The sequence below is a fragment of the Proteus sp. HMSC14B05 genome, from assembly GCF_001808035.1.
Classification (GTDB): Bacteria; Pseudomonadota; Gammaproteobacteria; order Enterobacterales; family Enterobacteriaceae; genus Proteus; species Proteus mirabilis.
Genome location: NZ_KV792002.1, coordinates 121342 through 144754, shown reverse-complemented (window position 1 = coordinate 144754; position 23413 = coordinate 121342). Strand labels below are relative to the sequence as shown.

The following is a 23413-nucleotide window of genomic DNA, read 5'->3' as shown; positions in this document are numbered from 1 at the left end:
TATCAGATACCTCCGCGAATTAATCCACCTAATCCTTGTCTTTCCATAAAATCAGCAGACAATTTTTTTATCTCTATTGCCGTTTCAGCTTTCAACACCTGTTGCATAAAAGGCTGTAAGATAGCAGGATCTAGATGGCGCAATAAGTATTTTACCCTAGGTAAACTACGGCCACTCATGCTTAACTGACGAAAACCTAGCCCTATTAGTAGCAATGCCCCCATCGGCGTACCCGCCATTTCACCACAAACACTGACTGGTAACTGATAACGTTGGCATTCTAAAGCAATAATATTAAGCGAACGCAGTAATGCAGGATGCAAATTATCATAGAGCAGTGCTACATGGGTATTATTACGATCGACTGCAAGTAAATATTGCGTTAAATCATTGGTACCAATCGAGATAAAATCTACTCGATGTGCTAATTGCGGTAACATAAAGACCAATGAGGGGACTTCAAGCATGATCCCCACAGGTGGTAGAATGCATTCGCATTTCATTTCTCGGCTAACTTCAGCACATGCTCTTAGTAACAATGCTTTCGCTTCTTCAATTTCATCAATACTTGTCACCATCGGCAACAATATTTTCAAATTTTTAAATTCAAGATTAGCTTTTAACATCGCTCGTAGTTGGATCAGAAATATTTCTGGCTGATCAAGTAATATTCTGATCCCCCGCCACCCTAAACAAGGGTTCTCCTCATTTATCGGCATATAAGGAAGCTGTTTATCTGCACCTATATCTAAAGCACGTAGTACGACGGGTTTATTGGGAAAAAATGATAAGATTTCACGATAACGGTTTTTTTGTTCATCTTCGGAAGGAAAACCGCTTTGTAACATAAAAGGGATTTCTGTGCGATAAAGACCGACACCATCTATACCAACGCTAATACGTTGTTCATATTTAATGCTTAGCCCTGCATTTAATTGCACACTGATGGATTCACCATTTTTTAATACCGCTTGCTGTTCAAGCTGCTCTTCAGCAAGTTGACTCAATACTCTTTCTTCATCAATAATTTGCCGATATTCCTGCATGATAAAGGGTTCTGGTTCAATAAAAATCTCACCACGATAACCATCAAGAATCAGCATTCGGTTGTGAAGTAGCTCCGGTTGAATATCTGCCCCCATAATGGCAGGGATCCCCATTGCTCGAACTAAAATCGCTGAGTGTGAATGAGTCGCACCATCACGAACTATCACCCCCGCCAGTTGTTGTTCTGGCAACTCAGCCAATAGATTGGCACTAAGCTCATCCGCCACAAGAATAAAGCGATCTGGCCATGTATTTGTCGTGCTGAGATCATCATCTAAATGAAATAGTAAGCGCTGACCTAATGCTTTTAAATCTGAAGCTCGTTCTCGCATATAACTATCTTTAAGACTTGAGAACTGTGCAGAAAACTTCTCTATCACCACTTTTACTGCCCACTCAGCAACATAGCCTTGTTGTATAACCCCAGTCATTTTTTGTCTTAATTGGGGATCGTTAAGTAAATGCGAATAGAGATCGAAAATAGCCGCACTCTCTTTTTGTGAATTTGCCATAAAGCGCTTACTAAAACGGCGACACTCCGATGTCGCATCTTCTAAGGCGACCGTTAATCGGTTTAATTCACTTTTTATATCCAGTGCACTTGCTTTAAAAACATGATCTAAGGTTGGCTGAGACATCTCTTGCCAACCATATGCCATCACTACCCCCGTAGAAACGGATAGGGCTTTAATACGGCTTTGACGATATTGTCCAAATAATCCTTTCGTTTGCACTTGCGACAATATCGCCCCTAATTGGGTGGCTAGTGTCACCATAAAAGACTCTTCGCTTTCATTAAATAAGCGTCGCTCTTTTTGCTGAACCACCAGCACCCCAAGTAACTGACGACGATAGACAATGGGCACGCCGAGAAAAGCGCGCAGATCATCCTCTTTTACTTGTGGCAGATAGGTAAAATTAGGATGTTCACGAATATCAGCCAGATTAATCAGCTCAGAAAGACGTCCTACTTCACCCACCACCCCCTCATCAAATGAGAGGCTGACGGCACGCCCTTTCGGCTTTTTCAATCCTTTTGTGGCCATTAAATAGAAACAGCGATGGGGAATATCGGCAAGATAAATAGAACACACATCCGTGTGCATAGCTTGACACGTTTCTTTCACTAATAGTTCAAGTGCTTCTGGCAGACTCGCTGCCATAGCCACTTTTTCTACAATTTCCCGCAAACGTGTCAGCATAGTGTTATCTAATACCTTTTACGGCGATATCCATAGGAAGGACGAGACATAGACACTTGTTCTTGTAATGGCATAACTACTGGTGCGAACTCTTTCATCACGCGACGATATACATCTCGCTTAAAAGAGACGACTTGACGAACAGGATACCAATAGCTAACCCAACGCCAACCATCAAACTCTGGCGTTTTGCTCTGCTGAACATTAATGTCCTTGTCGTTACTTGTTAACTGCAAAAGGAACCAACGCTGTTTTTGTCCAATACAAACAGGTTTTGTGTCCCAACGCACCAAACGCTTAGGTAACTTGTAACGTAACCAGTTACGCGTGGAGGCAAGAATTTTAACATCCTTACGACTTAATCCAACTTCTTCGAACAACTCACGATACATGGCTTGTTCTGGTGATTCTCCAGGATTAATTCCCCCTTGAGGAAATTGCCATGAATGTTGTCCATAGCGACGGGCCCAAAGCACTTGCCCTTGCCGATTACAAATTACAATCCCCACATTCGGGCGGTAGCCATCATCATCGATCACCAGACTACCTCAATAACCAAACTTGAAAGATAACTCATTGTTTCATACTACCCACAAACGGTAAACCACTATCAACAGACTTTGCACAACGTGAGTATTTATCTACAATGGGAATGTCTCAACGGGGTGCTTTTTTAAGCTGAGAAAAACTCGTGGAACCTGATCCAGCTAATACTGGCGTAGGGATTTGAGTCAGGATGGCGCAATAATAACTCATTTGCCTCCTCACTCCTCAGATCCTACTTGACTTTTTACTGAGGAAAATAGCGTGTTAATAAATTCTCTTCGTTCAACTCTTTTATTCAGTGCACTAGGTTTGTTCAGTGCTTTTGCCACAAATGCACAACAAACCAAACCCACACTTACCGTCTATACCTATGACTCTTTTACCGCGGATTGGGGGCCTGGTCCGGCAATTAAAAAAGCATTTGAACAGCAATGTGATTGTGAGCTAAAACTGGTTGCCCTTTCTGATGGGGTTTCTCTCCTTAATCGTTTACGTATGGAAGGGAGTAAAAGTAAGGCTGACATTATTTTAGGGCTAGATAACAATCTTATTCATGCGGCAAAACAGACCGGACTTTTTGCACCAAGCAATATTGATACATCAAAACTGGCATTACCTGAAAAATGGACTGATGACACTTTTGTGCCTTATGACTACGGTTATTTCGCTTTTATTTACGATAAAAATCGTATTACTCATCCCCCTAAAAGCATGGATGAGTTGTTAAATAGCCAACAGCCGTGGAAAATCCTTTATCAAGATCCACGTACCAGTACCCCCGGCTTAGGCTTAATGTTATGGATGCAATCACTGTATCCAAACAATACCGCTGAGCAGTGGCAAAAATTGGCGAATAAAACACTGACAGTAACCAAAGGCTGGAGTGAGTCCTATGGCTTATTCTTGAAAGGAGAAGGGGATTTTGTGCTTAGTTACACCTCATCTCCGGGCTACCATATTTTGGCTGATAAAAAAGACAATTATGCGGCTGCTATTTTTGATGAAGGACACTATTTACAGGTAGAAGTTGCAGCCAAGCTAAAATCCAGCAAACAGCCAGAATTAGCTCAGCAATTTATGCAATTTATGCTAACCCCCGCTTTCCAAGAAACCATCCCAACCACTAATTGGATGTATCCTGTTATTGATATGCCACTACCTGAGGTCTACTCCGTTATGCCTAAACCGCAAAAGTCATTACAATTTGATGCTGATGTGGTAGCCAAAGAGCGCCAAACATGGACACGTAATTGGCAATCTGCGGTTAGCCGCTAATGGGTAAATGGCTTATCCCGGGGCTATGTGCCTCGGGATTATTACTTACCGTCGCCCTTCTCTCCTTCGGTGCTTTATGGTTTAACGCGCCAAGTGGTGATTTATCGACTATTTTTGCTGATAGTTACCTATGGCATGTGGTGCGCTTTACTTTTTGGCAAGCATTTTTATCCGCGCTATTTTCCATTTTACCGGCAATTTGGTTAGCAAAAGCGCTCTATCGACGCCAATTTGTTGGCAGAACGCTCTTTTTACGCTTATGTGCAATGAGTTTAGTTCTACCGGTGTTAGTGGCGCTATTTGGCATTTTAACTGTGTATGGTCGCATGGGGTGGCTGGCTCAAATATACCAATGGTTAGGGATTGATTACCATTTTACGCCTTATGGTTTACAAGGCATTTTACTCGCACATATTTTTTTCAATATGCCACTGGCTACCAGAATGTTGTTACAAGCCTTGGAAAGTATTTCTACCGAGCAACGCCAATTAGCATCACAATTGGGAATGAATGGCTGGCAACGTTTTCGTTTTCTCGAGTGGCCCTATTTATGGCGACAAATCCTGCCTACTGCATCACTGATTTTTATGCTCTGCTTTGCAAGTTTCGCGACTGTATTAGCGCTGGGAGGTGGGCCTGCGGCAACAACTGTTGAATTGGCAATTTATCAAGCATTAAGTTATGACTACGATTTACATCGTACAGCGCTATTAGCATTAATTCAGCTATTTTGCTGCTTAGGATTAGTACTTGTTAGCCAAAAATTAAAGGGAACACTCTTTGTCGGTAGTCATCAAAAACTAAGCTGGCGTGATCCTAGCGACTCATTAATCAATAAAATAACGGATAGTTTAATTATCGTACTTGCTATGCTCTTTTTACTTCCTCCGTTATTAGCGGTGATAAGTGATGGCTTAAACAGTCAATTATTAGGTGTTCTACAACAGCCGGTACTTTGGCAAGCCTTTACAACATCATTAATTATTGCACTTGGCGCTGGGGGACTTTGTGTTATTTTAACGATGATGTTGCTCTGGAGTAGTCGAGAATTACGCTTACGCCATTTTAAAAAGGCCGGACAAGCGCTGGAAATGAGTGGACTCATTATTCTGGCTATGCCGGGCATTGTATTAGCGACGGGCTTTTTTCTATTATTAAACAGCACAACCGGATTACCTGAATCCCCCTATCTTTTAGTGATCCTCACTAATGCGCTTATGGCTATTCCATATGCTTTAAAAGTACTTGAAAACCCAATGAATGATATTGCAGCCCGCTATAATCTATTATGTGCTTCCCTTAATTTGCGAGGTATTAATCGTCTACGTTGGATAGAGCTACGCGCTTTGAAAAAGCCACTATCACAAGCACTGGCTTTTGCTTGTGTCATTTCCATTGGTGATTTTGGTATTGTTGCCTTATTTGGAAATGAAACTTTTAGAACATTACCTTTTTACCTCTATCAGCAAATCGGTGCTTATCACACACAAGATGGCGCTGTCACCGCGATGCTCCTTTTGCTGTTATGTTTCACGCTTTTTAGCCTTATCGAACGCGTTTCAGGAAAATCCCATGATTAAGTTAGAGCAGCTTTCTTATACCTATGAGCACCAACATCTGACCTTTAATTTAACGGTAAAAGCGGGGGAGCGTATTGCTATTTTAGGTCCCAGTGGTGCAGGTAAAAGCTCATTACTCAGCTTAATAGCGGGTTTTCTGCCCTCAGAGTCAGGCTCATTATTTTTAAAAGGGAAAGATCATACCAAAACAGCCCCTGCCCAACGCCCTATCTCGATGTTATTTCAAGATAACAATCTTTTTCCTCATCTCACGGTAAGACAAAATATTGGTTTAGGGCTAGATCCAGGGCTAAAGCTCACTGTGGCACAGAAAGCACTATTAGAAAGTCGAGCCAAACAGGTTTCTTTAAGTGATTATCTAGAGCGTTTACCTTCACAGCTATCAGGAGGTCAACGTCAACGAGTGGCAATTGCCCGTTGTCTGGTACGTGAACAGCCTATTTTATTGTTAGACGAACCTTTTTCCGCCCTTGATCCCGCATTACGTATCGAAATGCTGACATTATTAGAACAAATTTGTGATGAAAAAAATCTCACTTTGCTCATGGTGTCTCACAGCTTAGAAGATGCTCATAAAATCGCACCAAGAGCGCTTGTTATTGATAATGGCACCATTGTCTATGATGGAAATACAGCGTCATTAATCAAAGGCGAAGTGGATCAATCACTGCTTTTAGGGATACCTTTTAATTAATCTATTGAAATATAGCGATATCGAAAGAAGCTTATTCCCCCCTACAAGCCTCTTTCGAATATTTCGAATACTTGACTATTTTTCGAATATTTCAGATAATCTAGTTATTAAAAAGGGGGAAATACTAATGAATACGATAAGTGAGAGACTTAGTGCTGAAGATATTGCATTAGCAAAATTAAGTAGCCAAGAGCTATCCGCTGTTATGGATATTAATGGCAAAACGCAGAAGCTATCCATTATAGATAAGACGGGTAATAATCATATTGTACAAATACCAAATAGTGCATTACGCCTAATGATTGAAATTCTTACTCAACTAGGGCAAGGGAATACTGTTAGTATCACACCAATCCATGCTGAGCTAACGACACAGGAAGCGGCTGATATACTCAATATGTCCCGTCCTACATTTGTAAAATTATTAGATACACGAGCGATACCCTACTCTAGAAAAGGAAATCGTAGGAAAGTTGCTTATGCTGATATTGTTGCTTATAAAAATGAATTGGAGCAAAAACGACTTGATGCCCTTGCTGAATTATCGCAATTAGATCAAGAAATGGATATGGGGTATTAATGACAAACTATACTGTTTTGCTTGATGCCTGTGTCATGTATCCAGCCCCTCTTAGAAGTTATTTAATGTATCTTGCTAATACTGGTTTATTTAGAGCACGTTGGAGTAATCAGATCCATGATGAATGGATCACTAATTTATTAGTCAACAATCCAACATTAACAGCTGAGCGACTAATACGAACCAGAGATTTAATGAATGCACATGTTCCTGATTGTTTAGTAGAAGGCTACGAACCGCTTATTTGTGGTTTAAAGCTACCTGATCCTAATGATCGTCATGTGCTAGCAGCAGCAATAAAAGGACAGGCTCAAGCTATAATTACATTTAACTTAAAAGATTTTCCGCAAAAATACCTTAATTCTTTTGATATTTCAGCTATCCATCCTGATGAATTTTTGAGTGACATGTTTGAATTAAATCCTAGTAGCTGTATTAAAGCGGCGCAACAACATAGACAAAGCCTAAAGAATCCACCAATGACCGTAGAGACCTTTTTAGGCTGTTTACAAAAGCAGAAATTACCCCAGTTTATTTCCCATTTACGGGCATTCCAGATATTATTATAAGTACATCAACCCGTGTAATATCCCATTTCCTATCATAACAAGGCTATGATTAATATTATAATTAATAGTTAACGATCTCTTTTTCAAGCTTCAATATCTCGCTTATTAGGAAATTATGACAATTCACACAGAGCAAGGCTTTATTTTTACCCGCCATTGGAGTGACACCCCACAAGGTATCGCTGTCTCCTATTGGTTGGCGACAGAAAATGGACCGCGTAAAGTCACGGTTGCAAAGCAGTATGCTATTGGTTTTGTTGCTCAACAAAATGAAAGTATATTACGCTCAGTGGTTGGTCATAATCGCGATATTGATATTCGTCCTCTGGCGTTAAAAGACTTTGAAAGACAACCTGTTTTGGGGGTTTATTGTAAACAATACCGCCAACTTACCCAGCTTGAACAGCAATTAAAACAGTATAATATTCGCCTATATGAAGCCGATATCCGCCCACATGAACGCTATATGATGGAGCGTTTTATCACCGCGCCTGTATGGTTTCGTTATCAAAATAGTCATACTGTCACGCTAAAACCTGCCAGTGATTATCGTCCTACATTACGTACCGTCTCTTTAGATATTGAAACCAGTGAGTTTGGTGAGCTTTATTCTATTGGATTAGCCGGTTGCGGTGATAACGTTGTTTTTATGCTTAGTGACACCCTCCCAGAAGTTCAAGAAAGCCAACAACCTGAAGGCTATCGTCTGTGCTATGTAAGTAGTCGATTACAACTCCTTGAAAAACTAAATGCTTGGATACAAGAGTACGATCCTGATGCGATTATTGGTTGGAATCTTATTCAATTTGATTTGCGTATCTTGTATACCCATGCTCAGCGTTACGGGATCAATTTATTATTAGGACGACAAAATACCCCATTAGAGTGGCGTGAACATGGTTTTAAAGCGGGGCACTTTTTTGCCTCAGCACAAGGGCGTTTAATTATTGATGGTATTGATGCTTTAAAAATGGCGACATGGAATTTTCCCTCTTTTAGCCTAGAGTCAGTTGCTCAAACACTGCTAGGGGAAGGGAAAGCGATTGATACACCTTATGCCAGAATGGACGAAATCAATCGCCGTTTTAAAGAAGATAAGCCCGCCTTAGCGTATTATAACTGGCAAGATTGTGTCTTGGTTAATCGTATCTTTGATACCACACACTTAATGGAATTCTTATTAGAAAGAGCCAGTGTAACAGGACTGGCAGCAGATAGAAGTGGTGGCTCTGTCGCAGCATTTACTCACCTCTATTTACCCTCAATGCATCGTCTTGGTTATGTTGCCCCCAATCAGGGTGAAAAACCCGAAGAGCATAGCCCTGGTGGTTTTGTCATGGACTCAACACCGGGTCTCTATGACTCAGTGGTGGTACTGGACTATAAAAGCCTATATCCCTCTATTATTCGCACCTTTTTAATCGATCCGGTGGGAATGATTGAAGGTATGCATCACCCTGATAGCACACATGCCGTTCCCGGTTTTCGTCAAGCGTGGTTTTCACGAGAAAAACACTGTTTACCCACCATTGTTTCACAAATCTGGCATGAACGAGATAATGCTAAACGTCATAACAACGCCCCGCTCTCTCAAGCATTGAAAATTATTATGAATGCTTTTTATGGTGTATTAGGCTCGGTAGGCTGTCGTTTTTTTGATCCTCGATTGGCTTCATCAATTACTTTACGTGGTCATGAAATTATGAAAAAGACCCGTGAATTAATTGAGTCAAAAGGCTATCAAGTGATTTATGGTGATACTGATTCTACTTTTGTTTGGCTTAAAGCCGCTCATAACGAAGTACAAGCAGAGCAGATCGGCCGTCAATTAGCGCAAGATGTTAATCAATGGTGGAAAAGCTATCTGACTGAAACTTACCAGCTTGATAGCCAATTAGAGCTTGAGTACGAAACCCATTATCGCCGATTCTTGATGCCCACTATTCGAGGCATGGAAACCGGAAGTAAAAAGCGTTATGCAGGGCTAAGTCATGATAAAATGGTGTTTAAAGGATTGGAAACGGTCAGAACAGACTGGACACCACTGGCGCAAGCGTTTCAAAAAGAGCTTTATACACGCATCTTTAATCAGCAACCTTATCAACAGTTTATTCGTGATTATGTTGCTGATACGCTATTAGGAAAATATGATGATAGACTGGTTTATCGAAAAAGATTGCGACGAAAATTATCAGACTACCAGCACCATATCCCCCCTCACGTCAAAGCAGCTCGATTAGCGGATGACTATAATCAGTTACAAAATAGGCCGCAACAATATCAGCAAGGCGGTTGGATTAGTTATATAATTACTCACTTGGGGCCAGAGCCGTTAGAGCATATCACTTCGACACCTGACTATGAACACTACATTAATAAGCAATTAATGCCGATAGCAGATGCTATTTTGCCATTTCTACAAGATGATTTTTCTACCTTGTTAAATGGGCAAATGACGCTCTCTTTTTAAGATGTGTTATTTTGCAGGTGACGGCTTGCTTTGCATCTATTAACATAACGCCCCTTTGGTGATAATCACCTTTTTTCTCATCTTGAGAAAGATACTATTTTTTATCCCGTAGATTGGATGACAACACCGCAATACTGCATTCATTAATAATGATTTTATAAATTATATATTTGAGAGCTGAGTTTATATATATGCCTTTTACTCTTGGTCAACGTTGGATTAGCGATACAGAAAGCGAACTTGGACTAGGTACTGTTGTGGCAATTGATGCCCGTATGGTGACCTTACTTTTTCCTGCATGTGGCGAAAATCGTCTTTATTCCCGCCATGATGCCCCAATAACGCGGGTGATGTTTAATGTGGGGGATACTGTCACCAGTCATGAAGGCTGGAAGCTCGCCATCGACAACGTTGTGGAAGATAATGGCTTACTTATTTATCACGGCGTACGTTTAGATACCGAAGAGCCAGCACAACTGCGTGAAGTATTCTTAGATAACAAACTCACTTTTAATAAGCCACAAGATCGTCTTTTTGCTGGTCAAATAGACCGTATGGATCGTTTTGCTTTACGCTATCGTGCGCGTAAATTTATGAGCGAACAGTTTAAGCAAGCACAAAGTGGTCTACGTGGTATTCGCGCAAGTCTTATTCCTCATCAGCTCTATATTGCTAATGAAGTGGGTAAACGTCATAATCCACGCGTTTTATTAGCGGATGAAGTTGGGCTGGGTAAAACTATCGAAGCGGGTATGATAATCCACCAGCAAATCATGGATGGACGCGCTGAGCGTGTTTTAATTATCGTTCCTGAAAGCTTACAACATCAGTGGTTAGTTGAGATGTTACGTCGTTTCAACCTACGTTTTTCACTGTTTGATGATAGCCGTTATAGCGAATCTTTATTAGATAGCGATAATCCTTTCGAAACAGAGCAGATGATCATTTGCTCATTAGACTTTGTGCGTAAAAACAAACAACGCTTTGAACACCTTGTTGAAGCGACTTGGGATATGTTAGTTGTCGATGAAGCCCACCATCTGGTATGGAGTGAAAAGGCACCAAGTCGAGAATACCAAGTTATCGAAACGCTAGCTGAAGCGATCCCTTCTGTATTGTTATTAACCGCAACACCGGAGCAACTTGGTCAAGAAAGCCATTTTGCCCGCTTACGTTTGCTCGATCCTAATCGTTTCCACGATTACAACGAATTTATTAATGAACAACAAAAATATCGCCCCGTAGCCGATGCGGTAACCATTTTGCTTTCAGAAGATGATTTAAATAACGAACAGCAAAATAGCATCAGTGAGATGATCAGCGAGCAAGATATAGAGCCGTTGCTAAAAGCCTCTAATACCCAAGGTGAAGAGCGTACAAAATCTCGCCAAGCACTTATTCATATGTTGATGGATAGACACGGTACGGGTCGTCTGTTATTTCGCAATACTCGCTCCGGCGTCAAAGGCTTCCCTAACCGACTGTTGCACGCAATAAAAATGCCACTACCAACTCAGTATCAAACCGCCATTAAGGTGGCTGAGATTATGGCAGCGAAAAAGAGCCTCGAAGTACGAGCAAAAGAGATGCTCTATCCTGAACGTATCTACCAAGAGTTTGAAGGTGAAAATGCCACATGGTGGAACTTTGATCCACGCGTTGAATGGCTACTAGGCTTTTTAACCGCCAATCGTCATGAAAAAGTATTAGTCATTTGTGCTCAAGCCGCCACAGCATTGCAATTAGAACAAGTTTTACGTGAACGTGAAGGTATTCGTGCTGCAGTATTCCATGAAGGGATGTCTTTACTTGAACGAGATCGTGCAGCCGCTTATTTCGCCTCAGAAGAGGAAGGCGCACAAGTGTTACTATGTTCTGAAATCGGTTCAGAAGGGCGTAACTTCCAATTTGCTAATCAACTAGTGATGTTTGATCTCCCCTTTAATCCTGATTTATTAGAACAACGTATTGGTCGTCTTGATCGTATCGGTCAAAACCGCGACATTGATATCAGTGTGCCTTATCTTGAAGGAACCGCTCAATCTGTTCTATTACGTTGGTATCACGAAGGGTTAGATGCATTTGAACATACCTGCCCGACGGGTCGTACAATTTATGACAACGAATATGATGCGCTAGTCAATTATCTTGCTCAACCTAATGAACTAGGTGATTTTGATAAGTTTATCGTTTCTTGTCGTAAGCAACATGATGAGATGAAACTCAAACTAGAACAAGGTCGTGACCGTCTATTAGAAATGCACTCTAACGGCGGTGAAGTTGGCGTTGAGTTAGCGAATAAGATTGCAGAGCAAGATAACGATCCCGATCTGGTTAACTTCGCCTTAAACTTATTTGATATTGTGGGCATTAACCAAGAAGATCGTAGTGATAGCTTAATTGTATTAACGCCATCAGATCATATGTTAGTTCCTGACTTCCCAGGATTACCGCAAGATGGTTGTACAATTACCTTTGATAGAGAGCACGCACTCTCTCGTGAAGATACGCAATTTATCAGTTGGGAACATCCTATTATCCGTAATGGTTTAGATTTAGTCTTATCTGGTGATACAGGTAGTTGTGCGGTTTCTTTATTGAAAAACAAAGCATTACCTGTAGGTACGCTATTAGTTGAACTGATTTATGTCGTAGAAGCGCAAGCCCCTAAACATCTTCATTTAACTCGCTTCTTACCGGCAACTCCAGTACGCTTATTACTTGATTTAAAAGGTAATAATCTTGCATCACAAGTTGAATTTGAAAGTTTTAACCGCCAATTAAATGCGGTAAATCGCCACACATCCAGCAAATTGGTCAATGCGGTACAAAATGAAGTTCATCATGTACTAAAAGCATCTGAATCCTTAATGGAAGCGGAAGCGAAAACGCTAATTGAACAAGCGAAGCAAGAAGCTGACAACGCATTAACACATGAGTTATCACGCTTAGAGGCATTACGTGCCGTTAACCCAAATATACGTGATGACGAAGTTGAAGCAATTGAAAATGAGCGTACGCATATTCTTAACCACTTAGATGAAGCGACATGGCGCTTAGATGCGATCCGTTTAATTGTTGTTACCCACCAATAATCACTGTTAAAACGGGGGAAAGCTTTATCTCCCCCGTTATTTTGCTGAGATATCCACTATGATGGAAGTTTATAACCCCCCCACTGATCCTTGGTTACACGTTTTATATCAAGATGAGCATATTATTGTTGTTAATAAACCCAGTGGATTGCTATCTGTACCCGGCAAAGCGCTAGAACATCACGACAGCATTATGTCGCGTATAAAAGCCGATTTTCCTGATGCGGAATCTGTTCATCGCCTTGATATGGCCACGAGTGGTGTGATGGTTGTTGCGCTTAATAAAGCCGCCGAGCGTGAATTAAAACGCCAATTTCGTGAACGAGAGCCGAAAAAAACCTATATTGCCCGTGTCTGGGGAAAGCTTGAAAAACCACAAGGATTAGTTGATCTGCCGTTGATCTGCGATTGGCCTAATCGACCTAAGCAAAAAGTATGTTATGAAACAGGAAAGTCTGCACAAACTTTTTATGAAGTGTTGGAATATGAAGAAAATGCAACGCGGGTAAAACTATCACCAATAACCGGACGCTCCCATCAGCTACGGGTTCATATGCTAGCATTAGGTCATCCTATTTTAGGGGATCGTTTTTATGCTCATCCGCAGGCAAGAGCACTCGCACCTCGCCTGCAGTTACATGCTCAGGAATTATTTATTACGCATCCGGCCTTTCATTCACCGATACATTTTGAATGCCTGGCAGATTTTTAACCTGTCTTACGACACTAAAACGGTCACCGAACTTAGTGAAGCAAGGAGCAGACAGAGCGCTAATCCTATTACCCCAACAAGAACACGGACGTTTGACATTGATATAGTTCCTTTTATAAGAGAATGAGAGTGAAATAATTAAATTTCACTTATATTTTACCGTGACAAATAATAATCTCAACTAAGACTGAGTTATCTTCATCACGGATTAATTCTCTCTTTTCTCATCTTTATTTACAAGATGTTAACGAAATCCTTTTTCTTTTTTAATCAAATCGTAAGCAACTTGGATAGCTTGTGCTTTTTGTTTTGCAATTTCCATCATCTCCGGTGGTAAACCTTTTGCAACCAATTTATCAGGATGATGTTCTCCCATTAATTTTCGATAAGCTCTTTTTATTGTTTTAACATCATCACCCTCTTTAATACCTAACACTTTATAGGCATCAGAAAGCGTTGGGCCTTGAGTTTGTGGCTGATAATTTTGCCCTTGTTGATAATGAAAACTTTGCCCCGCCTGCATCATGGCTAATATATGTTCAAAACGGGCGCGAGAAAATCCGAGCTCATCAATAATAATAAACAGCATTTTACGTTCGTTAGGATGTAACTGCCCATCAGCAAATGCCGCTTGTAATTGAATTTCCAGAAACATCTGCAGTAAATCACGGCGACCAGCACAAATTTGGCGAACACGTTGTAAGGTGGCTCTAAGTGGGAAATCAACCTCTTTACCTTCTCGAAACGCCTGTTGTGCTGCTTGACGTGCTGCCCCATGTAAATTCATTCTATCCATTAACGTACTGGCTAATGTGATATCGGTTTGTGTCACTCGTCCTTTGGATTTGGTTAAATGCCCTAAGACTTGGAATGTGGCAGCAAAGAAATAGGCTTGTCTATCACGATTATAGCGCCCACCATAGCTTAATTTACTTCTTTGTACGTCATAAAGGTGTCCTAGAAAAACCCCAATCACAATGCCCCAAAAGCCGATCCCGGCAAAACTACCGATGATAAGGCCTAATAATTTTCCCCAATAGCGCATAGACTCCTCAAATCTTCAATGCCCTGCTCACAATTTTGCATTATCATACTATTCATTTGCTTTCACACCTAACATCAAGCAAGCTCAAATAAACTTTTTCTTAAAATGATGAGGTTTTCGCTAGCTGCTTGCACAGAGATAATGCTGTTTTCGTTTAAATTGTGTTAAAGTAAAATAAGTGACCAAACGAATAACTTTAGCGTTGTTATGCAGCACGAAATACCGCACAAGCGCGGTGTTTTTTTGTTTCTAATAAAGCTATAAACCGATTTCAACATAGAAACATCGAAAAAAGGGAACTGCTCTTTTTTCGGTTACCGTTAGAACAATGTTCAGGACGTTGGGCTAGTGTTGCATAACTCCCTGCGTTAGTTTCTCGCTATTTAGCAGTAGAAGCCACTGATGACGGAAGCACATAAATACTCATGAAAAAAAGTTATCCCACACTGCTGGCCACCTTAGTTTGGGCCACAATTTATGCTCAGCCTGCATATGCTGATCTTGCCTCTCAATGTTTACTGGGAGTCCCTGTTTATAATAAGCCATTAGTCGAAGGCGATCCTAACTCATTACCTGTCACCATTACGGCTAAGGATATGCAAGGGGAATACCCACGCATGATCCAATATAGAGGCAATGTGGACATTAAACAGGGAAATCAAACATTAAGCGCAGATAATGTTGAGTTGACCCAAACAGAAGGTGAAACACCATTAAGAATGGTCACCGCGACAGGTAATGTCTCTTATGATGATCCACAAATCATCTTAAAAGGCCCACGTGCTTGGTCTAATCTAAATAATAAAGATACTGATATCGAAGAAGGTAAATACCAAATGGTGGGCCGACAAGGCCGTGGCTACGCGAATAAAATGCAAATGCGTGGCGAAAACCGCTATACCATTATGGATAAAGGGATGTTTACCTCTTGTCTACCCGGCGACGATAGTTGGAGTGTTGTCGGCTCTGAGGTTATCTTAGATCGTGAAGAGCAAGTAGCAGAAATTTGGAATGCGCGTTTTCGTGTTGCTAACGTCCCAGTTTTCTATAGTCCTTATCTGCAATTACCGATCGGCGATAAACGTCGCTCTGGTTTCTTAATTCCTAATGGTAACTATTCTCGTAGTTCTGGGTTTGACTTCCAACTACCTTACTATTGGAATATTGCCCCTAATTATGATGCGACTATTACCACGAATTATATTAGTCGCCGTGGTTTAAAGCTCGATAATGAATTTCGTTATTTAACAAAACCGGGTCGCGGTACGATTGCGGTTGATTGGATCAACCACGACAGTCAATACAATAAAGATAAAGCAGACGAAAAAGCGGGTTATCTGGCGCGTGATTCTGCTACACGTTGGTTATTCTATTGGGGTCACAGTGGGGTGATGAACAATGTGTGGCGCTTTGATGTTGACTACACAAAAGTCAGTGATAACAAATATTTCACCGACTTTACTTCGCAATATGGTAATACCACTGATGGTTATGCGACGCAAAAATTCAGTACCGGTTATGCTCAGCAAAATTGGAATGCCACATTAACCACTAAACAGTTCCAAATTTTCTCAGATAATAAAGATGCAAGGGCTTATCGTGCTGAGCCGCAGCTTGATCTTAATTATTATAAAAATGATATTGGCCCATTTGATTTTCGTACTTATGCACAATTTGTCCGCTTTACCAGTGTCGGAGAAAACACCCCTGAAGCGAACCGTTATCATATAGAGCCAACCATTTCCTTACCTGCCTCCACTGGCTGGGCAAGCTTTAATAATGAGTTTAAATTGATGGCGACTCATTATGATCAAGATATTCCTGATGCTTATAAGAAGAAGTATCCACATCAAAAACTTGATGATAGCGTTAACCGCGTACTACCACAATTTAAGTCAGATATGAAAGTGGTATTTGAACGCCAATATGACACTAACGATATTACGCAAACGTTAGAGCCACGAGTACAATATCTGTATGTACCGTATAAAGATCAGTCTAATATCAATAACTTTGACTCAGCGCTATTACAATCCAACTATAGCGGACTTTTCCGTGACAGAATGTACGGTGGTCTAGATCGCATTGCTTCTGCAAACCAATTAACGGCGGGTGTTACTTCACGTTTTTATGATAGTGAATTGGTTGAACGTTTTAATATTTCTGTTGGTCAAATCTATTTCTTTGAGCGTCCGAAAACAGGTTCATCGAATGAAATTATCAATAGCAAAGATGAAACCGGATCTATGGTATGGGCAGGCGATGCATATTGGCGTATTACTGATACTTTAGGTATGCGTGGTGGTTTACAATATGACCGTCGTTTAGGCAGTGTCTCTATGGGTGATGCGATTATGGAGTATCGCCGTGATAGCGACCATCTCTTACAATTGAGCTATCGTTATGTAGACCGTGATTATATTCAAGCAACACGGGTTCGCCCTTATGATGGCGGGGTCAATCAACTACCAGAATACCAAAAAGGCATTTCTCAAATTGGTGTTGTCGGCAGTTGGCCTTTAGCAGAACGTTGGGGACTGGTCGGCGCTTATTACTTTGATACCAAAGATTCAGAGCCAGTAAGCCAAATGGTTGGCTTACAATATAACACCTGTTGCTGGGCGGTAAACGTTGGTTATGAACGTAAAATTGTTGGCTGGAAAGAAGACCACAGCGATATTGACAACAAATGGTCAATCAATTTGGAACTCAGAGGCCTAAGTAACAATCATAGTTTAGGTAGTCAAAAAATGCTTGAGCGCGGTATCTTACCTTATCAAAGAGCGTTTTGATTAACCCAAACGACAAAATTGGCTGAATGAATATGTCATCGCGCAAAATGCGGAAAACACATAATGGGAAACTTATGAAAAATTGGAAAACGCTGGTTATCGGCTTAATGATCACGGTTGGTGCAGCCACCAGCACAACCACTTTTGCAGCACAAGAACTCAACCGCGTATCGGCTATCGTCAATAACGGTGTCGTTCTGGAAAGCGACGTCAATAGAATGTTACAAACGGTGCAAATGAATGCCAAAAATGCCGGGCAAGAAATGCCTGATGAGCAAGTTTTGCGCCAACAAATCTTAGAGCGCTTGGTGATGGATAACATCATCTTGCAAATGGCTCAACAGATGCAAATTGATATTCCTGAAGCTGCCGTTGAGTCAACCATTCAAGGGATTGCCGCAGAAAATAACCTGACACTAGAGCAGTTAAAAAAACGTCTTGCTGCCGATGGGATTGCTTATAACGATTATCGTCAAGATATTCGTAAAGAGATGATGTTAGCAGAAGTGCGTAATAACGAAGTTCGTCGTCGTATTACGATTTTGCCACAAGAAGTGGACTCATTAGCTAAACAAATTGAAAGCCAAGCAAGCCAAAGTATTGATCTTAATCTTAGCCATATCTTAATTCCATTATCAGAAAATCCATCACCTGCAGAAATTGAAAAAGCACAGCAAGTGGTGAACCGTATTAAGAACCAGCTAAAAAACGGTGCTGATTTCGGAAAATTAGCTGCCACTTATTCTGCCGATCCACAAGCACTTAATGGTGGTAATATGGGATGGGCATCAATTGATGAGTTACCGACAATCTTTGCTAAACAGCTTGCTAATGCACAAAAAGGTGAAATTGTCGGGCCACTGCAATCAGGTGTTGGTCTACACATTATTAAAGTCAATGATATACGTGGTGCTTCAAAAACCGTTTCTGTGACTGAAGTAAAAGCACGCCATATCTTACTAAAAAGCTCGCCTATCATGAATGATGAGCAGGCTTATGCCAAACTACAGAAAATTTCCGCCGATATTCGTAGCGGTAAAATCAGTTTTGCGGATGCGGCTAAAGAGTATTCTGAAGATCCCGGTTCAGCATTACGTGGCGGTGAGTTAGGATGGTCAATGCCTGATATTTATGATCCAGCTTTCCGTGACGCGTTGATGCGTTTAAACAAAAATGAATTAAGCCAACCTGTGCGCTCTAATTTTGGCTGGCACTTAATTGAACTTGAAGATACGCGTAGCGTTGATAAAACAGATGCAGCGAATAAAGAACAAGCTTACCGCTTACTGTTTAACCGCAAGTTTAATGAAGAAGTGCAAAACTGGATGCAAGAGTTGCGTGCAGGCGCTTATGTGAAAATAATGAACGAGAATAATGCAAACTAAGCTAAAAAAACCCCTCGTTATCACCCCCGGCGAACCCGCCGGGGTTGGTCCTGACCTGATTATTTCATTAGCACAGTCACAGTGGGCACTTCCTTGGGTGGTATGCGCTGATCCTCAATTATTACGAGCAAGAGCACAGCAACTCAATCTCCCACTCACTTTAGTTGAATATTCCCCAGATAATCCACCTACAGCACATATCCCTGGCCAAATTTGTGTACTTGCCGTTGAATTAACCGACCCTTCGGTTGTCGCAGGTACACTTAATACTGCCAATGGCCACTATGTGGTACAAACGCTTGCTCGCGCTTGTGATGGATGTTTAAACGGAGAGTTTTCTGCTTTAGTCACAGGGCCGGTACATAAAGGGGTTATTAATGATGCCGGTGTGCCATTTACAGGGCATACAGAGTTCTTTGCCGATCGTAGCCATTGTCAACGAGTGGTGATGATGCTGGCAACGGACACTTTAAGAGTCGCTCTCGCCACCACACACTTGCCCTTAAGAGAAGTTGCTGATGCGATTACGGGTGAGTTGCTTAATGAGATCATCACCATTTTAAACCATGATCTAAAAACCAAATTTGGCATCTCATCACCACATATTTACGTATGCGGCCTAAATCCTCATGCTGGAGAAGGCGGTCATATGGGGCGTGAGGAGATCGATATTATTGAACCCGCATTAGAGCAATTACGCCAACAAGGTATTCAACTTCATGGGCCTTACCCTGCGGATACCTTATTCCAGCCTAAATATTTAACACATGCAGATGCTGTGCTTGCGATGTATCACGATCAAGGATTACCTGTGCTAAAATATGAAGGTTTCGGTCGTGCTGTGAATATCACGCTCGGTCTACCTTTTATTCGTACATCTGTTGATCATGGGACAGCCCTTGAACTTGCAGGTACTAAAAGCGCAGATGCTGGCAGTTTTCGCACCGCATTAAATTTAGCCATTAATATGATACAAAATTGTAATGAATAATAGAGTCCATCAGGGGCACTTTGCCCGCAAACGCTTCGGGCAGAACTTTTTAACAGACAGCTATATTATTGAAAGTATTGTTGAATCTATTTATCCACAACCCGGTGAAGCCGTTATTGAAATCGGTCCTGGTTTAGGCGCGCTTACTGAGCCGGTGGGGGAAAGAATGGATAAAATGACGGTCGTCGAAATTGACCGTGATTTAGCTGCACGCTTAGAAGTTCACCCTACATTAAAAGATAAGCTAACCATTATTCAGCAAGATGCGATGACGATTGATTTTGCCCAATTAGCAAAAGAGCGTCAGCAACCTCTGCGGGTTTTTGGTAACCTACCTTATAATATTTCAACGCCATTAATGTTCCATCTATTTAGTTTTGCTGATGCCATTTCTGACATGACTTTTATGTTGCAAAAAGAGGTGGTTAATCGCCTAGTGGCAAGCCATGGTAGTAAAACTTATGGCCGCTTAAGTGTCATGGCACAATACCACTGCCAAGTCATTCCTATTATTGAAGTGCCACCAAGCTCATTTAAGCCAGCCCCGAAAGTAGATTCTGCCGTTGTGCGTCTGATCCCTTATAAGGAAAAACCCTATCCGGTGACAGATATTGCTATGTTAAGCCGTATCACATCACAAGCCTTTAATCAGCGCCGTAAAACGTTACGTAATAGCTTAGGTGGACTACTTACAGCAGAAGATATGCTGGCATTAGATATTGATCCCACTGCACGCGCAGAAAATATTTCTGTTGAGCAATACTGTAAAGTGGCAAACTGGTTATCATCACAACAGCAACACGCTGAGTGAAATAGCGCACACTAGACCTAGGAGGTATTATGTTTACTTCATCCAAAGTGGCGATACAGGTACAAAGCGTTTACATTGAGAGCCAATCTTCGCCAGAAGAACAGCGCTATGTTTTTGCTTATACCATCACCATACATAACTTGAATAAACATGCTATTCGCCTCCTACGTCGCTATTGGTTGATCACCAATGCACAAGGAAATACCACTGAAGTTCAAGGTGAAGGGGTTGTTGGTGAACAACCTCTGATTGAAGCTGGCTCACGGTATCGTTATACCAGTGGCGCAGTTCTTGAAACGCCGATGGGCACCATGGAAGGTCATTATGAAATGATTGACGCACAAGGACGTCTGTTTCAAATTGACATCCCTGTTTTCCGCCTTGCTATCCCTACATTGATAAATTAATTATGGCTACTTATTTAATTGGCGATGTTCACGGCTGTTATCGTGAATTACGCCAACTTCTCAATCAAGTTAATTTCGACGCCAATCAAGATACACTTTGGTTAACGGGGGATCTGGTTGCTCGAGGACCTGATTCACTTGAAGTATTGCGTTTTGTCAAAAGCTTAGGCTCAGCGTTAAAACTCGTATTAGGGAATCACGATCTGCATCTACTGGGGGTATTTGCAAAGATTAGTCGTAATAAACCCAAAGATAAGCTTAATGAATTACTCAATGCACCAGATGCTGATGAATTAATTAATTGGTTACGACGTCAACCGCTATTACAAGTTGATGAAGAAAAGAAAATCGTTATGGCACACGCAGGTATTACCCCTCAGTGGGATTTAGCAACAGCTAAAAAATGTGCCCGAGAAGTAGAAGCCATATTAAGTAGCGATAGTTACCCCCTTTTCATTAATTCCATGTATGGTGATATGCCCAATAATTGGTCACCCGAATTAACTGGCTTACCGCGATTACGCTTTAGCACCAATGCTTTTACTCGTATGCGCTATTGTTTTCCTAACGGGCAGTTGGATATGATTTGTAAAGATAAGCCTGAAAATGCGCCTGCGCCATTAAAACCTTGGTTTGATTTACCTAATCAACTACCAAATGATTACAGTATTATCTTTGGCCACTGGGCCTCTTTAGAGGGAAAAGGCACCCCTGAAAACATCTATGCGCTAGATACTGGCTGTTGCTGGGGCGGTGTTCTAACCTGTCTACGTTGGGAAGACAAACGTTATTTTATCCAACCTAGTCTCACACATTTACCATAATTTTGTAGCGTCAAGATAGCATAGGTGTTGATTTATTTTACTATGCTATCTGGGCTATCTGGGCTATCTACTCTCTTCTGAGAGCCATCACAAAGATAACTTGATTTAAATCAATAGGTTATTTTTTCTCAAAACAAATTAAGTAGCTTTTTTATAACAACAAGCAGAATTCACCGCTATATTGCGCTATTTATTATAGATTATTCTTTATAAAGATATTTATTAAAAGATAAATAATGAATATTTAATTATAGGGTACTCTTTATAGCTAATTATATTTTAGTTATAGTAACTATTCATATTTAAATATGAATATATTAATAAATTAATAAAAATAAAAAGGAGATATTTAATCTCCTTTTTTATTTAAATTTTGTTATTTTCTTCTTTTTAATATTTCAAAACAGTAGTTATGCGAATTATTTTCATCTGCCTCATGGTATTCCATAAAAGTAGAATCCCACTCATCAGGCTCATAATCGGGGAAGGTTGTATCACCAATCACTTCAGCATCAATATGAGTAAGGTATAATTTATTCGCCATTGGTAGGAATTGCTCATAAACCTTACCGCCACCAATCACCATGATTTCATCATTATTTTCAGCAGCTTGTAGTGCTTCTTCAACGGATTTCACCCAAACAACATTGTCATCATTTCCAGGCTGACTGCTTAATACAATATTGAGTCGATTAGGTAAAGGACGCCCGATAGACTCATAAGTCACCCGGCCCATAATAACGGGTTTATTTAATGTATTTTTTTTAAACCATGCGAGATCACCCGGTAATGTCCAAGGCATCGCCTTTTCCATACCAATAATACGATCCGCCGCTAATGCTGCGATTAAACTAATATTCATTTACATACCTACGGGTAAAAATGGGAAAACTATTTATACTATACGGAAAGCGAAAACTTGAGTCGATACAATTTATGCTTCACCGATAATAAATAATTGCTTTATACAGGAAGTGTTAACTTAATCATGAAAGCTTTAAACATTATAATAGTGCTATATGGCAGTTGCTATTATATTTGAAAATTCTTTAGGTGTTTTTACAATTACTTTACGCTCATTACAGGCGCGAGAACCTTACTTTTTTCTCATCGTAAAAAATGTAGCACCTTATCAATAACATGCGAAAAGAGGCACTGCCACTTCTCATTGACTGGCTTATAGCACTTTTAACATTAAAGTATCACTTTTCGTTAAGGCAATCATACGATTGATAAAAATAGAGAGTATTAGTTGCAAATCTACGTTAAAAAGACTCTTACACCATTTTCTCTTTCATCAACACTCTCTTAAGCTCCCCTCTTTTTTATCGCTATGTAACATCAATATGAGTCAGTTCGAGTACAGGTGAAAAATTGTGATACGCTTT

The 23413-nt window shown here is 40.8% G+C and carries 18 protein-coding genes and 1 riboswitch; of the genes, 14 read left to right on the top strand and 4 right to left on the bottom strand.

Features of this window, described 5'->3' with window-relative positions:
- Positions 1 to 2: 2 nt before the first annotated feature.
- Together ptsP and rppH are read right to left on the bottom strand one after the other, a co-directional pair.
- Positions 3 to 2249 (bottom strand): phosphoenolpyruvate--protein phosphotransferase, encoded by a 2247-nt coding sequence (ptsP, locus tag HMPREF3129_RS16705; RefSeq protein WP_004249490.1) that lies wholly within the window; start codon positions 2247 to 2249, stop codon positions 3 to 5.
- An 8-nt stretch (positions 2250 to 2257) separates the two neighbouring features.
- On the bottom strand, positions 2258 to 2788 hold the full coding sequence (rppH, locus tag HMPREF3129_RS16700; protein ID WP_004245524.1) for an RNA pyrophosphohydrolase: 531 nt from the start codon (positions 2786 to 2788) through the stop codon (positions 2258 to 2260).
- A gap of 112 nt (positions 2789 to 2900) precedes the next feature.
- Positions 2901 to 2992: riboswitch (TPP riboswitch) on the top strand.
- 64 nt (positions 2993 to 3056) lie between these two features.
- Between rppH and thiB the strand changes: the two genes are divergently transcribed.
- The 8 genes from thiB (at position 3057) to rluA (ending at position 13770) form a co-directional block, all read left to right on the top strand.
- Positions 3057 to 4070 carry a thiamine ABC transporter substrate binding subunit gene (gene thiB, locus HMPREF3129_RS16695; RefSeq protein WP_004245525.1) on the top strand — a complete coding sequence of 338 codons (1014 nt, stop codon included), beginning with the start codon at positions 3057 to 3059 and terminating at the stop codon, positions 4068 to 4070.
- On the top strand, positions 4070 to 5650 hold the full coding sequence (gene thiP / locus HMPREF3129_RS16690) for a thiamine/thiamine pyrophosphate ABC transporter permease ThiP (protein WP_070487156.1): 1581 nt from the start codon (positions 4070 to 4072) through the stop codon (positions 5648 to 5650). The genes thiB and thiP overlap by 1 nt, the downstream gene beginning before the upstream one ends.
- A complete protein-coding gene (thiQ, locus tag HMPREF3129_RS16685; protein WP_004245527.1) occupies positions 5643 to 6344 on the top strand; it encodes a thiamine ABC transporter ATP-binding protein ThiQ in 702 nt (233 codons plus the stop codon). Before thiP ends, thiQ begins: the two co-directional genes overlap by 8 nt.
- Positions 6345 to 6471: 127 nt before the next feature.
- Positions 6472 to 6924 (top strand): helix-turn-helix domain-containing protein, encoded by a 453-nt coding sequence (locus HMPREF3129_RS16680; RefSeq protein ID WP_004245528.1) that lies wholly within the window; start codon positions 6472 to 6474, stop codon positions 6922 to 6924.
- Positions 6924 to 7493, top strand: a complete 570-nt coding sequence (locus HMPREF3129_RS16675) for a PIN domain-containing protein (RefSeq protein WP_004249488.1) — start codon at positions 6924 to 6926, stop codon at positions 7491 to 7493. The genes HMPREF3129_RS16680 and HMPREF3129_RS16675 overlap by 1 nt, the downstream gene beginning before the upstream one ends.
- 115 nt (positions 7494 to 7608) lie before the next feature.
- Complete coding sequence (locus tag HMPREF3129_RS16670; RefSeq protein ID WP_070487155.1) at positions 7609 to 9963, top strand: DNA polymerase II; 2355 nt, start codon at positions 7609 to 7611, stop codon at positions 9961 to 9963.
- Between the two features lie 191 nt (positions 9964 to 10154).
- A complete protein-coding gene (gene rapA / locus HMPREF3129_RS16665; RefSeq protein WP_004249485.1) occupies positions 10155 to 13058 on the top strand; it encodes an RNA polymerase-associated protein RapA in 2904 nt (967 codons plus the stop codon).
- 58 nt (positions 13059 to 13116) lie between these two features.
- Entirely contained in the window at positions 13117 to 13770 is a 654-nt protein-coding gene (gene rluA, locus HMPREF3129_RS16660; RefSeq protein WP_004245532.1) for a bifunctional tRNA pseudouridine(32) synthase/23S rRNA pseudouridine(746) synthase RluA, read from the top strand.
- Between the two features lie 244 nt (positions 13771 to 14014).
- On the opposite strand, the gene djlA is transcribed toward rluA, so the two are convergent.
- Positions 14015 to 14815 carry a co-chaperone DjlA gene (djlA, locus tag HMPREF3129_RS16655; RefSeq protein ID WP_004245533.1) on the bottom strand — a complete coding sequence of 267 codons (801 nt, stop codon included), beginning with the start codon at positions 14813 to 14815 and terminating at the stop codon, positions 14015 to 14017.
- A gap of 425 nt (positions 14816 to 15240) precedes the next feature.
- On the opposite strand from djlA, the gene lptD reads away from it, so the two are divergent.
- The 6 genes from lptD to apaH are packed head-to-tail and all read left to right on the top strand — an operon-like array spanning position 15241 to position 22025.
- Positions 15241 to 17607: an LPS assembly protein LptD gene (lptD, locus tag HMPREF3129_RS16650; RefSeq protein ID WP_070487154.1), complete on the top strand. Its 2367-nt coding sequence runs from the start codon at positions 15241 to 15243 to the stop codon at positions 17605 to 17607.
- Between the two features lie 47 nt (positions 17608 to 17654).
- On the top strand, positions 17655 to 18992 hold the full coding sequence (surA, locus tag HMPREF3129_RS16645) for a peptidylprolyl isomerase SurA (protein ID WP_004245538.1): 1338 nt from the start codon (positions 17655 to 17657) through the stop codon (positions 18990 to 18992).
- A complete protein-coding gene (gene pdxA / locus HMPREF3129_RS16640) occupies positions 18982 to 19983 on the top strand; it encodes a 4-hydroxythreonine-4-phosphate dehydrogenase PdxA (RefSeq protein ID WP_004245539.1) in 1002 nt (333 codons plus the stop codon). The genes surA and pdxA overlap by 11 nt, the downstream gene beginning before the upstream one ends.
- Positions 19976 to 20794 carry a 16S rRNA (adenine(1518)-N(6)/adenine(1519)-N(6))-dimethyltransferase RsmA gene (rsmA, locus tag HMPREF3129_RS16635; protein WP_004245541.1) on the top strand — a complete coding sequence of 273 codons (819 nt, stop codon included), beginning with the start codon at positions 19976 to 19978 and terminating at the stop codon, positions 20792 to 20794. Before pdxA ends, rsmA begins: the two co-directional genes overlap by 8 nt.
- Positions 20795 to 20823: 29 nt before the next feature.
- Positions 20824 to 21201, top strand: coding sequence for a Co2+/Mg2+ efflux protein ApaG (apaG, locus tag HMPREF3129_RS16630; protein ID WP_004245543.1), 378 nt, complete (start codon positions 20824 to 20826; stop codon positions 21199 to 21201).
- A 2-nt stretch (positions 21202 to 21203) separates the two neighbouring features.
- Positions 21204 to 22025: a bis(5'-nucleosyl)-tetraphosphatase (symmetrical) ApaH gene (gene apaH / locus HMPREF3129_RS16625; RefSeq protein WP_004245544.1), complete on the top strand. Its 822-nt coding sequence runs from the start codon at positions 21204 to 21206 to the stop codon at positions 22023 to 22025.
- A 376-nt stretch (positions 22026 to 22401) separates the two neighbouring features.
- On the opposite strand, the gene folA is transcribed toward apaH, so the two are convergent.
- Complete coding sequence (gene folA, locus HMPREF3129_RS16620) at positions 22402 to 22887, bottom strand: type 3 dihydrofolate reductase (protein ID WP_004245545.1); 486 nt, start codon at positions 22885 to 22887, stop codon at positions 22402 to 22404.
- Positions 22888 to 23413: the final 526 nt, after the last annotated feature.